A 14,273-nucleotide genomic window follows, 5' to 3' on the forward strand; every position below is an offset into this window, starting at 1 on the left:
TACCGCTTCATTAACGCAAAGGACCGCAAAGAATTCGCCCCGATGAGATAGGAGTTGCACCGCGAAAAGTGGTTGCGTCGCAATTTTGTGGTACTCCGCTGAAAATCAGGAACGCTCAACTTTCTACTCTCCACGGAATCAGCGCTACGATGGTCAGTGTCAATTGCTATTTGACTTAGAGATTCTTCGCTGCGCTCAGAATGACCAAGAGGCTCTGAACTCTGCTCGCTGGATTCTGCTCTCTGAACTCAATTTTCCTCTTTTTTCGGCTTCGGAATTTCAATTCCGCTTTCTTTCAGCTTCTTTTCCAGCTCTTCGCGTTGCTTTTTGGCGGCTTTGTCAGATGCCCTTTCGCTTTGTTTCATCTGCCGCGGGGTCATCATCTGATCGTAGTAGGGGAGGGTGCTGTCGCCTTTGGCATATTCCGCCTGGAGTTTGGCCATTTCCTTGGCATGCTTCCGCGAATCGTACTTGTCGGTCGTCTTCACGTTGCGGTACCATTCGAAGTACCCGCCGTAACGGCCGTAGTAGGAGAGGGCGTCGTTGGAGCCGTCGGGACCCATGTCAAATTGATCAATTGGACGCGCTTTTTGAGGCGGGGCAAGGTGATCGTACACCAGCATTCGCTTGCTCATCATCCGGAGTGGACCTCTTTTGACATTGCCGTAATTCAGCGTAAAAGAAGCATTGTCCGCGTATTTGAACAATGCTCGGGCCTTTGGAATCCGGTCAAAATAGAAGATCGGCGCACCAAAATTGACCTTCGTGCTGTCTTTTTCGTCGAATGAAAGCACATCCACCACTTTGTAATTCGCAGAATTGTCCCAACCATTCCATCCCATCAGCAAATAGTAGCGCATGTCGGTTTTCACACGTTTGTAGTTGCTGTATTTTGGCTGATCGGCGGTTGTGAGCGTGCGTCCACGGTATTTATTGGGAATGAAGGTCACAACTTCTTCCTTTTTACTCGGATCGCGTTTCAATTCGCCCTTGCCCGGCGTGAGCTTGTAGTAAAATCCGTCGTACTGCGGAATGGTCTGGGCATCCTTGGGTTTGTAATAGAGCGCACCAAACCAGCTGAGATTGTCCAAGACGATGCTTTCGACGCCTTTAGGAACTTGCTCCAATTCCATCAACGGAATCACCAATTGATAGGTTTTTCCATTGACGCCGGTGTATTTGCGTTGCACCAAGCCAAAATAATAATGCGCATTGTCGGCATAGTAGGCTTGGGTCGGATTGTCCATGATGTACCATGTGAAAATGCGGAAGCTATTGTCGTCGGGCCGCAGATGGGAAATGGTCTTGAGCGAATCGAAGGGGTAATCATAGCTCTCCTCTCGGGCGAGCAGGTTCGTCATGCGCACAATAAACTCCTTGTTCAGTTCGATTTTTTTTGTGGTCGAAGTATCGTTGAGCATCATCCGTGCCATCGGCGCGAGCTCTTTTTCGACCTGTTGGATGGTTTTGTTGGCGTCAGGATCCTTTTCCTGGGCAAAAATGGGCATGCTGAATGCAAAAAACAGGAAAACAAAACTGGTATTCAGCAAAGACAAGCGATTGAAAATCATTGACCGGTAGATAAAGTGTCGCTATTTGAAAATCAGGTGGGGCGTCGAATGACGGGCTGCAATTCTGTTGCTCCTCCATTCAACGCCCCGCACTGGGATATCTTATAGAATCATTAAAGGTTACAGCATTTCAATGACGACCGCGCTTGCGCCACCGCCGCCGTTGCAAATGCCTGCAGCGCCCAACTTGCCGCCGTTTGCCGCGAGCACGCTCAGGAGCGTGACCACGATACGCGAGCCCGAGCTGCCGAGCGGATGCCCGAGCGCCACAGCGCCGCCCCAAGTGTCGACCTTCGTCCGGTCCAATCCAAGGATTTGCTCGTTGGCGATCGAAACCACCGCAAATGCCTGGTTGATTTCCCAAGCATCAATCTGATCCTTGGTCACGCCTGCTTTGGCCAAGGCCTTTGGAATCGCATCCGAAGGGGCCGTGGTGAACCATTCAGGTGCTTTTTCTGCATCCGCGCCGGCGCGGAACTTGGCGATCGGCTTCAAACCGTACTTTTCGACTGCTTCAGCACTTGCCAGAATCAACGCGGACGCGCCGTCGTTGAGTGTCGATGCATTCGCAGCTGTGACGGTGCCATCCTTGATAAACACTGGTTTGAGACCAGGAATTTTGTCAAACGAAACACGTGCAGGCTCTTCATCGGTATCGACGATCACAGGCACGCCGCTGCGTTGTGGAATTTCGACGGGCACGATTTCGCCTTTGAAAAATCCTTGGGCGATCGCGTTTTGGGCACGCTTATAGGATTCAATGGTGAATTCGTCTTGCATTTCGCGGGAAACATTGCACTCTTTGGCGCAAAGTTCGGCGGCATTGCCCATGTGGTAGTTGTTGTACACGTCCCAAAGACCGTCCTTGATCATGCCATCGGTCAATTCGCCATGGCCGAGTTTGTAGCCTGTGCGGGATTGGCCGAGGTAATGCGGCACGTTGCTCATGCTTTCCATGCCACCTGCGACGACAATATGTGCGTCACCGAGGGTGATGGCATTGGCTGCAAGCATGATTGACTTCATGCCGGATGCGCAGACCTTATTAATGGTAGTGCAGATGACGTTGTGGGGCAAGCCTGCAAAAACCGCTGCCTGACGGGCTGGGGCTTGGCCGAGATTGGCACCTAAAACGTTGCCCATATAGACTTCATCCACGTGGGAAGGGTCGATTCCAGCCTTGGCAAGCGCACCTTTGATGGCCGCTGCGCCGAGGCGTGTGGCAGAAACAGAGGAGAGCGCCCCTTGAAAACTGCCGATCGGGGTCCTGACCCCAGCGATGATATAGACTTCTTTACTCATAGATCCTTTGGATTTTACTGATGCTTCAAAATTAGAGCCTCGTGGCATGAATTCAAAACCCAAGGTAGAGATGATTGTTCTACGAATTTTTTGAGGCACCATCGCAGCGATGCTGCTTTTGCTTCCATTTTTGGAGAAAATTTTTCTCATTCAAAATCAATATGTTGCGCTAAAAACCCCAGAAATCAGAAAAATTTCTCGATCGGAATGTTGCAGGTTTCAAAACTGGGTGTATCTTTGTCTTAGGTTTGTTTGTTATGGTTAGTAAGGATCGCTGGAACCCCCATATTTCGGCGATCCTGTTTTTTATACCTACCTGATCGGCTCTCGAATTGAGTTTCGATCTCCCCAAATCAGCTTCTAATTTTCCTCCTGATGCTTCCTTCAGCGTTGCTGGAATTGCAATGAGCTTCGCTGAACTTCGTTTAGCTTCGCTGATATACTCAGTATTGGCTATTTTCAAAGGACTTCGTGATGTGCTTCGCAGTTCTGATTTGCTGAATGCGCAGGTACATCCATCAACCTCTCCGTTGCATGGGGCTTTGCTGGGAGGATGCAATTTCGATCCCGACACTAGCGCCTCGGGCCTTCCTTCGAATTGTCTCTCTGAACCGATAAAATTTTTTGTGGCCCAAAATGGCTCCTGGGGCACTTTTTGAAATTTTTTCTCAATTTCTTCAAAAATTTCTGGGCAAACACTTGCATTTAGGAAAAACGGCTATATCTTTGCCTCAGGTTTGTTTGTTATGGTTAGTAAGGATCGCTGGAACCCCCATATTTCGGCGATCCTGTTTTTTATACCTACCCAATCGATCCACTTCCCCGACCTTCTGAAAAAAAACGAAATAAATTTCAAGATCCTGCAACCTTGCTTTTACGGTCTGCGTAGAAAGAGCAGTTGATTGATTTAATGAATAGAAGCCACTGACGCCGCCCGGTGTTGGTGGCTTCGGTTTTTTATCGAAAATCCAATCAACGCTAGAGATTGTCGTAGTTGTCCAAATACCTTGTCTTCGACGGAACTGAGATAGGGGCCTTTTCGCATGCACTTAAAAAGAAACGAACCGAGTAGGCACCCCGGTTCGGTTTCTCAACATTCTTGCTTCTGACCTGCTTGCCGCTTCCGGCGTATTTTTCTCTCAAACGAATTGAGCCTCTGGATTATTGTATTGTGGCTACGAAACTTTCTGTTCGTGGTCGGAATGCGTTGGGATCCTGCGGCGGCGTTTCCTGTATTGCTGAATTCTGCGTTATTTTGCCACGTGATCCAAAATTACAATGAATAGCGCTGGCCCGAATCGACGAGGAAATGCTCCATCCTCCAATAGCGGCCTGAAATGGGCCGAGCGGCTCCCGCGTACAAGCCGCGCCCGATGGGTCATGATCGCAGTTTTTATTCTCATTACTGCATTTATACTCCCCAAGGACTTTGTCGCCGAGTACAACTACGAACTGGGCAAGCCTTGGCTAGCTGCCGAATTGAAGTCGGATTTTGATTTTGCAATCTACAAACCGCAGTCGCAGTTTGAGGACGAGAAACGTTTGGCCAAGGAAAGTGTGCCCCCGGTTTTCATTTTGGATTCGACGGTAGTCATGCGCACGTGGATTGCAGCAGCAGCAGCGATTGAACGGTCGTTTTCAGATTTTTTGGCTTACCGCGAAGCAGGAACCGGGCCTGAGCAAATCGAACTTCGTCAGCATATTCAGGACAAATATGGCGTAGACCCGGAATTGTCCTTGGCAGACCACGAGGACTTGCGCTCTTGGAAAGTCACATTTGCCAACAAGGCAGACGCCTTTGTCAAGGAGGTTTACACCGCCGGTCTCACCGATACCTCCAAATCTGCATTTACCACCGACTTGATCTATGTGCGTAAATCGGAAACAAGGTTGGTGCAGAAGGCTTTGGCGTTGTCGACTTCCGAACTTCCAGAATTTCTGAATTCTTCGCACCCTGGATTGGAGCCCGCGGAACGGCGCTTGCTCAGGGCGACGATTCTTCCACTCATGCGCCCCAATTTAAGATTTGATACCAAGGCCACTGAAGCTGAGCAATTGCGGGCTGTCCAACGGGTTTCCGCAGTGACAGACAAAGTAGCGAAAGGGGAAACTATCATCAGCAAGGGTGAGCGCGTGAACGAAGTGCACGAAGGCAAGATAAAATCCTACGTGTTGGCAAGGGCGGAGCGTTATGGACGCACACCCTACTTTGTGACCTTGAGCGGCCAATTGGTCATCGTGACGATCCTGACCATGTTGTTGGTCCTGTTTATCCGCAACAACCGCCCAAGACTGTTTTTCAGTCCCAGAAAGTTTTCCTTGGTGCTGCTCGTTTTCTTGACCATGGTCGCTGTGTTCACGTTGGTGTTGAAGCTGAGCGTATTGACCCAGGAAATTGCAGGGCTGAATTACATTTATCTTGCGCCTGCCTGCATGGTGACCATCATCCTCTCGGCATTTTTTGACTCGCGTTTTGCCTTTTTCGGGAATTTGATGGTGGCTCTTTTTGCAGGCTCGATCGTTCCAAATGGTTTTGAATACTTTTTTATTCAGTTGAGTGGCGGTACCGCCGCCGTATACAGCATCAATCGCCTGCGCAACCGGGCCGACTTCTTTATCTCCCTTTCCTTGATCTTTTTGACCTACGTTTTTTCCTACGTCGGCTACAAATTCTACGCGCGCGGAAGTTTTGCCAATATCGAATACATCAACTTGCTGCTTTTTGGCCTCAATGTGATGCTCACGCTGATCACGTACCCGATCATTTATGTGTTTGAACGGATTTTTGGACTCACTTCGGACCTGACCTATATCGAATTGCTGGATACCAACCATCCGCTGCTGAAAGAGCTGTCTGTCAGGGCTCCGGGAACGTTTCAGCATAGCATACAGGTCGCGAACCTCACCGAAGCCGTGCTCAACAAGATTGGCGGCAATAGCCTGCAAGCCAAAGTCGGCGCCTTGTTTCATGACGTGGGGAAAATGCTGAATCCCATGTTTTTTATTGAAAATCTTGGGGACCATCAAAATCCACACGATGCGGTCAGCTACCATGAAAGCGCCGATATCATCATCCGGCACGTGTCAGATGGCATTCGGCTTGCACAGGAGCACAATCTGCCCACAGAAGTAATTGACTTCATCAAAACGCACCACGGAACCACACGCGCAGAATATTTCTACCGCAAGCATGTCGAGGAGCATCCCGGCGAGGAAATCGATATCTACGAATTCCAATATCCCGGCCCACTGCCATTCACGCGCGAGATGGCCGTTTTGATGATCGCGGATTCGATTGAGGCAGCTTCCCGTGCGCAAAAGGATCATAGCCCGGATAAATTGTTGGCATTGGTGGAAAGCATCGTCGATTCAAAAGTGCGTCAACGGCAATTTGACAAGGCAAATCTCACTTTCCGGGATTTGGAAGACGCCAAACAGGTGATCTTTTCCATGTTGTCGAGTATCTACCATGGCCGCATCGAATATCCGGCGCAGGAAGTCGAGGAGTTGCGGGATCCCGTGGATTGAGAAGTATGGTTCCTATTTCGGCTGGAATTATTTGTGTATTTTTGATATGTAAATGCGTTAATCAGCGTCAATGATGAGACTGAAACAGATATTTCTTCTTTTGACTCTTGCTGTCTTGTCTTCAGGTCTTTGGGCACAAGGCGTTGCCCCTGACTTGATTGCATTCGAGGAAACGACCCACGATTTTGGCACTGCTGAGCAAGGCGCAAAAACGGAAACCGTTTTCCGGTTCAAAAACAATTCCAATGAAATCGTACGCCTTACCGGTGTGAAGGCCGCCTGCGGTTGCACCACGCCTGAATGGTCCAAGGACGACATTGCCCCGGGAGCATTTGGAGAAATCAAGGTTTCCTACAATTCGCAGCGTCTCGGAACTTTTCATAAATCTGTGGCAGTCAATTACAACGACATTGCGCAGCCGATCCAGCTGTACATCAAAGGCAACATTCTCGCGAAGCCCGGGACGGAAGAAGCCACCGTGGAGGCACCTGTGCCAAACTTATTGAAACCCGTTGCGCCGCCGATCAACTATTCGATGCCGCGGGGTGCGCTTTCCTTCGAAAAAACTGTCGAAAACGTGAAAGGGCTCAGTTCGGAGGAGGAACTTACGGTGGATTTTCGTTATAAAAACACGTCTTCCTTACCTGTAAAGATCAACAAGGAAAATGTCGAGCTGCAGGCGGGAATCACCATGCAGTTTAAGGACGAAGTGCTTGCGCCAGATCAGGAATCTTCGGTTTCGGTGAAGGTTTCGGGGAAAGCCATGAAGGCCGCCGGTGATGTCAATGGCTACTTTTCCAAAAATTTCTCCTTCCATACCGACGAAGCGTCCGGTCATAAGAAGGAGCTGAACATCAGCGGGAATTACAAAAGGATTTATTCGGAGGAGGAAAAAGCCAATTCGCCCCGCGTTGAGTTTGCTGCGACGAGCGTGGAAGGTGGCAAGATCATCGAAGGGGAGAAGTTTGTCTATGATTTCACTTTCAAGAATACCGGCAATTCGCCGTTGAAGATTCTTTCTGCAAAGCCGAGTTGCGGCTGCACCGCCATCAAGCCGATCGTCGATGCGATTGCGCCCGGCGACAGCGCTGCGATCACCGCCACATTTGACAGCAAGGGCAGGGTCGGCATGCAAAGTAAAAGCATCACGGTTACCACCAATGACATTGAAAACTCCACCATCGGGCTCAGATTCACTGTTGAAGTGGTAAAAGACCCCTTTCACGCAAGTGGAGTTGGTGGTGCCCAATAGTTGATTACCTTTGTACCGTTGAAGAAGGAATTGCAGGGAAGACAAATTTGCCGGGTTACTTCAGAAATAAACTTTGAAACGGTCGTCTTCGCTTTGCGTATACGCCATCAAATTGCATCCTGTGGTGCAGTTGCTCTTTGAAAGGCGAAAATGTAAATTTTTGTCTCACAAGCACAAGATTAATGGGGGTGAATGGAATCGACGGGATGTGTTGAGGTGAGTAAGCATGCAGCGCGTTGTGGGAGTAGCGCTAGAAAGCGAACCCTCAAACAATATTTGGCAACACTCAGTTCGCTCTCGCGGCCTAATTAGATTAGGAAGCTAGACGTCTCTCGGTACGGTATGCCTGCCCGCTGTACCTATGAGGCGCTCATCAAATGACAGGATCGGGATGCGACGCCCTTAAGCATCCCTAAGAGTTAGGGGATCCATCTTCAACCAACGCCCTGCCATTCGGGTAGGTTGAGGAAAAATAATAGATTCGGCTAAGCATGTAGAAAGCTCATTGATCCCTTCTCCGGACCCGGGTTCGACTCCCGGCACCTCCACCCATTGGAGTTTGAGTTGCACAGCAAGTAAAGCGTTCGAAACGTTGGTTTCCTTTGGAACCATCGCTGTTTGGCGCTCTTACTTTGCGCTGATGCTTCATTCCTCTTCAAGTCAGCAATGCCAAGGTTCATCTTGGTGGTGCTGACTTTTTTGTTTTGGTGCATTTTCCTTACAGCCAGGAATTCCAACAAATCAATCGATCCTTGGACATTCGTGCCTTTGTATGTATATTGATCTCGTTGTCTCATGGTTTGAATCCAATGAGGTTCAGAACCAATTGATCGCAGAGGAACTAGATCTATGGAACGAATGTTTACCCGACTGTTGTTGTTTGGCATCAGCCTTTTTCCGGTTGGTGCCGCTGCCGAAGGCGTAACCTGCAATTTGGCCTTGGCGCATTCCGTAACGAATGCCACTTGCACAAGCTTTTCAAATGGCAGCATCAACCTTACCGCTTCTGGCCAAAACGGTGCCGTGACTTACCTATGGTCCACAGGAGCCACGTCGGAGGACCTTTCGGGCTTGGCTGCCGCAACCTATACCGTCACCGCCACCGATGCAATGGGTTGTATGGCTTTTGACACGGTGGTCGTGGGTGCAACGACCACGGTTTCCGTCGATTTGGGCTCAGATACAGCGTATTGTGATTTCATCGGAAGGGTACTTGCGCCTGTATTGCAAGGTGCCACGCAGTACCAATGGCAAAATGGGGCGTCGACGAGCACTTTGAATATCAATGCTGCCGGAGTTTATTCCATATATGTTCAAAATCAGGCAGGTTGCTTTGCCACGGATACAGTGGTGCTGACACAATTACCGCAACCGATCGCTGCGATCGCAACCAAACATCCGGGTTGTGGTTCGGTATCCGGCTTGTTGGATTTGTCGGTGGGTGGTGGAACACCACCCTATTCCTATACATGGTCCAATGGCGCAACGACCGAAGATTTGATGGCGGTGCCCAATGGCAGTTATGCCGTCACGGCTTCCGATTCCAATGGTTGCAAGTCGCAGACAAGTGCGATCGTCATTGCCGAGGGCATCAGCCCCGGATATGAAGCAGGTGGTCCCAGAATATGCGGCGCTGACAGCGTCCGATTTCGGCCATTTCGCTATGGAATGTCTTTTGACGGAGTGGACGATTATTTGGAAATCCCCGATATCGCGGCGATCCGACCCTCGCCCACGTTTACGATCGCATGCTGGCTTTTTCCTGAATCGTCGAGTGGGCAACCACAGACGGTCATTGAAAAGCGAACGCCGGCACAAAACGGATACATCATTCGCTTTGATCCGGTAACTGGAAGGCTGCATTTCCGGTTGCAAAATGGGCCGTTGTTGTCTGTCTTTTCAAGCAATGACAGCTTGCCTGCACATCAATGGAGCCATATTGCCATGGTTGTCAACGGCACCACTGTGTCCATTTACATCAACGGGGTGCTGGATCATTCGCTCACCTACACAGGCGGCATCGAATTGACGATTGGTACGCCGGTCAGGGTCGGTGGGGGGCCTGGAAGTTGGGATTTTAAAGGCATTGTCGATGCGTTGGTGCATTGGAAAATCGCGTTGACCGCCTCGGAAGTATCTGAACTCAGCCTGAAGGATTTGCCCGTTTCCTTACCCGAGATTGGCCTTTATTTGAATTTTGACCAAGCTCCACAGCGTGCTGAGGCTACGGATTGGTCAGCCAATTCCAACCATGCCCAGCTGATCAATATGGACACGATGCTTGCTTGGGTGGAAGCCAACCCGATGCAACTCGATTTTCTCTGGACCTTTGGAGACGGAGGTGTTTCTTCGGCAGAATATCCATCGCATGCTTACATTCCCGGAACCTTTCAGTCGATGCTCACCACGTTGACCACAACTTCGGCCCAAGGTTGCGAGTCGATCGATACCTTGGTGCTTCCCATTCATATTCCCGCTGATCCTTTCATCATGGCAGATACAGCAGGAAGCTATTGTTTGGGTGACACGGTACGGCTTTGGCTTGATCAGACCTATGATACCTACAACTGGTCGACGGGGGAGGTCAATGATTCGATCACGGTGGTGAATTCAGGACTTTATGCTGTCACTGCAAGTGATACGATCGGTTGTGTTCATACAGGGGATTTGCCGATCAATTTCAATCCCAATAGCACGCCGATGCCAGTGATCACTCCGGGAGGAAATCTGATACTTTGTCTTGGGGATACCTTGGTGCTCGACGCGGGTGCTGGATATGCCAGCTACAATTGGAACAATGGCGCAATAAGTTCCACGGTTTCAGTGGTGGATTCAGGTGTATTTGTCGTGACGGTTGGCAACGGATTTGGCTGCGAAAATACCTCTGATACTGTTTTTGTTAGTGCAATTGCGCCACCGATGGCCGCAATTACTGCCAGCAACGACACTTTGTTTGCAACGGCCGGCCTCGGCCATCAATGGTATCTCAATGGAATGATGATTCCGGGTGCAATCTCAAGCTTTTATGTGCCTTCGGTGAATGGCGACTACAGTGTCGTTGTGACTGGTGCCGGGGGATGTACGACTTTCTCAGATCCCTATTCCATGATCGTCGGTGTATCCGTGGCCCAGGCATGGGGATTTTCGACGGTATTTCCCAATCCGACCCGGGAAGGAGCGACGTTACGCATTTTCCTGCAACGGCCACAAACAGTGAATTGGATGCTGCTTGACCCGACAGGAAGGGAAATTGCGGCTTCAGAATTGAAATGTGACCTTGGTCCAACGGAGATCGCGCTTCCCACTTCGGAATTGGCCAAAGGGTGTTATCTGCTGAAAGTCACTTCAGCCGGAATTCCGTGGGTAACGCGGTTGACCAAAATCTAAAGCAGACGGTTGGTACACAGCACCATTACTGGGGCAATTTGGACTTCAAAAAGTCGTAAAGCACAGCGCCGAAGGCGGCTGCAGAGAAAACAATGACATACGGAAGGTTACGCGCGCCAATCAGTGAATAGACCGGGCCCGGGCAGGCACCGGTCAGCGCCCAACCCAAACCAAAAAGCATTCCCCCGATCACGTTTGCTTTCCATCTGTAGGTGGGCGGTGTGACGATGATGGTCTGACCCTCCAAGGATTTTGCCTTGAATTTTTTGATCAATAGAATAGAAATCGCCCCAACGGCGACCGCACTTCCAATCGTACCATACATATGAAACGATTGAAAATTGAACATTTCTTGGATTCGAAACCAAGAAACCACCTCGGCCCGCAGCAGGATAAATCCAAACAGCATTCCGGGGATGAAGTACAAAAATGAAGGAACTTTTTTCATGGCGGTCAAGGTTGAAGCAACGTTGGAAGGAGGTAGGGATAGATCAAATGCGTCATGAGCAATCCGCCGGCGAAAAATGCGATGGTGGCCAGCAAAGACGTCCCGCTCAATTGTGAAAGCCCCATGATCGAATGCCCGGAGGTGCAACCACCTGCATACCGAGTCCCAAAGCCGACAAGTAGCCCGCCGATAATACAAAACAATACCTGTGTCAAGGAGAAGCCATTTTCGCCCCCGAGCAATTGCGTTGGATACAGACCGGATTGAACTGTAACCCCTTGGGAGGCCAATTTGGTTTGTGCCTCCACGCCGATACCGGCTTTTTCAGGTCCTGGAAGAAAGGAAAGTACCAATCCCGCCGCGACGATGCCGACTGCAAACCAGAGCCGCCAATTGTTCTTTTCAGGTTCGTAGGCAAAATATCCTTGCCGTTTTCTGAAAATGACCGCCACAAAGTCGCGGATGCTGCCGGAAATGCCAAATTGGCGATTGCCCATCAGCAGCAACAACGGCACCATCAGCCCGATCAGCGGGCCTGCCACGTACCAAGGCCAAGTTTTGGTAAGTATTTCCATGTTCACAAATCAATATTTTGCGACGGATGAGTCGACTTCGTCAGCCCAGGCCAAGATTCCGCCTGTCAAATTGTATAGATTTTGGAAACCAAATTGGCTCTCCAGCACGCGAATTGCATCCGCACTGCGTTTTCCGCTGCGGCAATGGACAACAACTTTTTTGTCCAGCGCAATTTTGTCGGCGTTGTCGCTGACCGTTTTGAGCGGAATCAGCAAGCCACCCAGATCGGCAATTTCGTATTCGTAGGGCTCGCGCACGTCGATCAGCTGAAAATCAACCTTGAGATTGCGCCAGGAAGCCAATTCGGCGACGCTGATTTCCTTGACTTGTTTCAATTCGTTTTCCTTCGGAATCCCGCAAAATTGGTCATAATCAATCAGGCCGGTCTGCGTCGGATTTGTCCCATTCAAAGGATTTTGGAGGTCTTTGACGATATCAAGCGTCCGCGTTTCAAAGGTGAGCGCATCAAAAAGAAACAATCTTCCCGCCAGGGTTTCACCAACGCCTGTGACTACTTTGATCACCTCATTGGCTTGGATGCTGCCCAAGATGCCGGGAAGCACGCCGATCACACCGCCCTCGGCGCAGCTCGGGACCAAGCCTGCGGGAGGCGGTTCGGGAAATAAATCGCGGTAATTGGGACTCCATTCGCCCTTTTTGTCGCGGTAATTAAAGACCGAAGCCTGACCCTCAAACCGGAAAATGCTGGCGTAGACATTCGTTTTTCCAAGGAGGACACAGGCATCATTCACGAGATAACGCGTCTGGAAATTGTCGGTGCCGTCTGCGACGACATCGTACTGGTCAATGATCTCAAGCGCATTTTCGGAGGTGAGCCGCAGGTTGTGCAGCACATAATTGACATAGGGATTTTGGGCGCGCAACCGGTCCACGGCAGCTTCAACTTTGGGACGACCGACATCGGCGAGCGTAAAAAGCACCTGCCTTTGTAGATTGGAGGCATCCACCACATCAAAATCGAGAATGCCGATCGTGCCGACGCCTGCCGCGCTCAGGTACTGAAGCAGAGGTGCGCCAAGACCGCCGGTGCCCACCACCAACACCTTGGCAGCCTTGAGTTTACGTTGTCCCTCGATGTTGAATTCGGGGATGATCAGGTGGCGGCTGTAGCGCGCCAATTCTGCGTTGGAAAAGGAGATTTCGGACATGGGAGTGATAATGGAGAATGGAAAATGGGAAATGGAAAATGGAGAATTGCGAAGCATATCACGTCAGTAAACCCGAAGGGTTCACGCAAGCAATGGAAAATGGAGAATTGCGAAGCAATCGACGACGTCAATTGAGAAGCATATCACGTCAGTAAACCCTACGGGTTCAGCGCAGCTAATAGAAAATGGAATTCTTTTGCTGCTCAGGGTTGGGTTATTCATTGATAATTAATGTTCCAGGTTTGGATCTCGGCCGCCGGCGATGGCGGGAACGATGCTCAAAACCGTTTCGGAGGATATCGGTGTTGCGCCCAGTTCCAAGGTACGGATGTCCGTGCTGCCTTTGAAGATGCGCAGGTAGGAACGGATGTTTCCTGCCTCGTCGAAGAGTTGTTTTTCCAAGTCTGGAAATTGTGCAGATAGCTGCGTAAATGCCTCTTGGACAGTGTTTCCGGAAGCATCTACCTTGCTTTCATTCGCGGTGAATTTGCGAAGCGGAGTGGGGATGATAATCGTAGCCATAGAAGTTAATAGTGAAAAGGTAAAAGTGAAAAGTATTTTGAGGATCAGGGTTTTAAACCGATCAGGATTTCTATTTCCATGTTGTTGATGCGGTCTCCGATTGCACAAGGACTTCTTCTACAAATTGTCCCTGTTCATTCAGTTGCCAACTGCGCGACAGGGTGGGCCCCGCGGCGGTCGTGGTCACGATGAGGTAGGAAAACCAAGGAACAGCGTTGGTGCGATCGGTTTCCGAAGGAATCGCAGGATGGTTGGGATGGGAATGGTAAATTCCCAACAAGTCCAAGCCGTTTTCCAGCGCGAATTGTTCGGCCAACAAATAGTCTGCCGGGCGGATGCTGAATCTTCGTTTCCGGTCGCCTTCGAATACATTCTTCGCGGCAAGAAAATGGGTCACTTGTCGGGTTTCCCCGTCCTTTCCAAAGAAAAAGCCGCAGCCTTCCTCGGGATAGGCACGAAACAGGTGCGCACGGATTTCGTCGAGTATCGATGCTTGAAAACTGATTGTTGGAGCCATT

At 50.1% G+C, this 14,273-nt stretch carries 11 protein-coding genes and 1 other RNA gene; 5 read left to right on the forward strand and 7 right to left on the reverse strand.

Going from position 1 to position 14,273, the window contains the following annotated elements:
* Positions 1-248: 248 nt before the first annotated feature.
* Together IPN95_29500 and IPN95_29505 are read right to left on the reverse strand one after the other, a co-directional pair.
* Positions 249-1,571 carry a hypothetical protein gene (locus IPN95_29500; GenBank protein MBK9453448.1) on the reverse strand — a complete coding sequence of 441 codons (1,323 nt, stop codon included), beginning with the start codon at positions 1,569-1,571 and terminating at the stop codon, positions 249-251.
* A 120-nt stretch (positions 1,572-1,691) separates the two neighbouring features.
* Positions 1,692-2,873: an acetyl-CoA C-acyltransferase gene (locus tag IPN95_29505; protein MBK9453449.1), complete on the reverse strand. Its 1,182-nt coding sequence runs from the start codon at positions 2,871-2,873 to the stop codon at positions 1,692-1,694.
* Between the two features lie 332 nt (positions 2,874-3,205).
* Here IPN95_29505 and IPN95_29510 point away from each other — a divergent pair, with 332 nt between their 5' ends.
* The 5 genes from IPN95_29510 (at position 3,206) to IPN95_29530 (ending at position 11,040) form a co-directional block, all read left to right on the forward strand.
* Positions 3,206-3,532, forward strand: a complete 327-nt coding sequence (locus IPN95_29510) for a hypothetical protein (protein MBK9453450.1) — start codon at positions 3,206-3,208, stop codon at positions 3,530-3,532.
* 619 nt (positions 3,533-4,151) lie between these two features.
* A complete protein-coding gene (locus IPN95_29515; protein ID MBK9453451.1) occupies positions 4,152-6,401 on the forward strand; it encodes an HDIG domain-containing protein in 2,250 nt (749 codons plus the stop codon).
* Between the two features lie 70 nt (positions 6,402-6,471).
* The gene (locus IPN95_29520) at positions 6,472-7,653 is read left to right on the forward strand and encodes a DUF1573 domain-containing protein (GenBank protein MBK9453452.1); all 1,182 of its coding nucleotides are present in this window, start codon (positions 6,472-6,474) and stop codon (positions 7,651-7,653) included.
* A 184-nt stretch (positions 7,654-7,837) separates the two neighbouring features.
* Positions 7,838-8,204: a transfer-messenger RNA gene (gene ssrA / locus IPN95_29525) on the forward strand.
* 298 nt (positions 8,205-8,502) lie between these two features.
* Entirely contained in the window at positions 8,503-11,040 is a 2,538-nt protein-coding gene (locus IPN95_29530; GenBank protein MBK9453453.1) for a hypothetical protein, read from the forward strand.
* Between the two features lie 25 nt (positions 11,041-11,065).
* Here IPN95_29530 and IPN95_29535 read toward each other — a convergent pair whose 3' ends face one another.
* The 5 genes from IPN95_29535 to IPN95_29555 form a co-directional block, all read right to left on the reverse strand.
* Positions 11,066-11,488 (reverse strand): YeeE/YedE family protein, encoded by a 423-nt coding sequence (locus tag IPN95_29535; GenBank protein MBK9453454.1) that lies wholly within the window; start codon positions 11,486-11,488, stop codon positions 11,066-11,068.
* A gap of 5 nt (positions 11,489-11,493) precedes the next feature.
* The gene (locus IPN95_29540) at positions 11,494-12,063 is read right to left on the reverse strand and encodes a YeeE/YedE family protein (GenBank protein MBK9453455.1); all 570 of its coding nucleotides are present in this window, start codon (positions 12,061-12,063) and stop codon (positions 11,494-11,496) included.
* A 9-nt stretch (positions 12,064-12,072) separates the two neighbouring features.
* On the reverse strand, positions 12,073-13,233 hold the full coding sequence (gene moeB / locus IPN95_29545) for a molybdopterin-synthase adenylyltransferase MoeB (GenBank protein MBK9453456.1): 1,161 nt from the start codon (positions 13,231-13,233) through the stop codon (positions 12,073-12,075).
* Positions 13,234-13,461: 228 nt separating this feature from the next.
* Positions 13,462-13,755, reverse strand: a complete 294-nt coding sequence (locus IPN95_29550; GenBank protein ID MBK9453457.1) for a MoaD/ThiS family protein — start codon at positions 13,753-13,755, stop codon at positions 13,462-13,464.
* Positions 13,756-13,825: 70 nt separating this feature from the next.
* Positions 13,826-14,272 (reverse strand): M67 family metallopeptidase, encoded by a 447-nt coding sequence (locus IPN95_29555; GenBank protein MBK9453458.1) that lies wholly within the window; start codon positions 14,270-14,272, stop codon positions 13,826-13,828.
* Between the last annotated feature and the right edge of the window lies 1 nt (position 14,273).

It is taken from the genome of Bacteroidota bacterium (assembly GCA_016718825.1).
Lineage (GTDB): Bacteria > Bacteroidota > Bacteroidia > J057 > JADKCL01 > JADKCL01.

Coding starts and splice junctions, on each gene's coding strand:
- IPN95_29520 (MBK9453452.1), top strand. CDS start 6,472: ATGATGAGACTGAAACAGATATTTCTTCTTTTGACTCTTGCTGTCTTG.
- IPN95_29505 (MBK9453449.1), bottom strand. CDS start 2,873: ATGAGTAAAGAAGTCTATATCATCGCTGGGGTCAGGACCCCGATCGGC.
- IPN95_29540 (MBK9453455.1), bottom strand. CDS start 12,063: ATGGAAATACTTACCAAAACTTGGCCTTGGTACGTGGCAGGCCCGCTG.
- IPN95_29530 (MBK9453453.1), top strand. CDS start 8,503: ATGGAACGAATGTTTACCCGACTGTTGTTGTTTGGCATCAGCCTTTTT.
- IPN95_29550 (MBK9453457.1), bottom strand. CDS start 13,755: ATGGCTACGATTATCATCCCCACTCCGCTTCGCAAATTCACCGCGAAT.
- IPN95_29555 (MBK9453458.1), bottom strand. CDS start 14,272: ATGGCTCCAACAATCAGTTTTCAAGCATCGATACTCGACGAAATCCGT.
- IPN95_29515 (MBK9453451.1), top strand. CDS start 4,152: ATGAATAGCGCTGGCCCGAATCGACGAGGAAATGCTCCATCCTCCAAT.
- IPN95_29500 (MBK9453448.1), bottom strand. CDS start 1,571: ATGATTTTCAATCGCTTGTCTTTGCTGAATACCAGTTTTGTTTTCCTG.
- IPN95_29535 (MBK9453454.1), bottom strand. CDS start 11,488: ATGAAAAAAGTTCCTTCATTTTTGTACTTCATCCCCGGAATGCTGTTT.
- moeB (MBK9453456.1), bottom strand. CDS start 13,233: ATGTCCGAAATCTCCTTTTCCAACGCAGAATTGGCGCGCTACAGCCGC.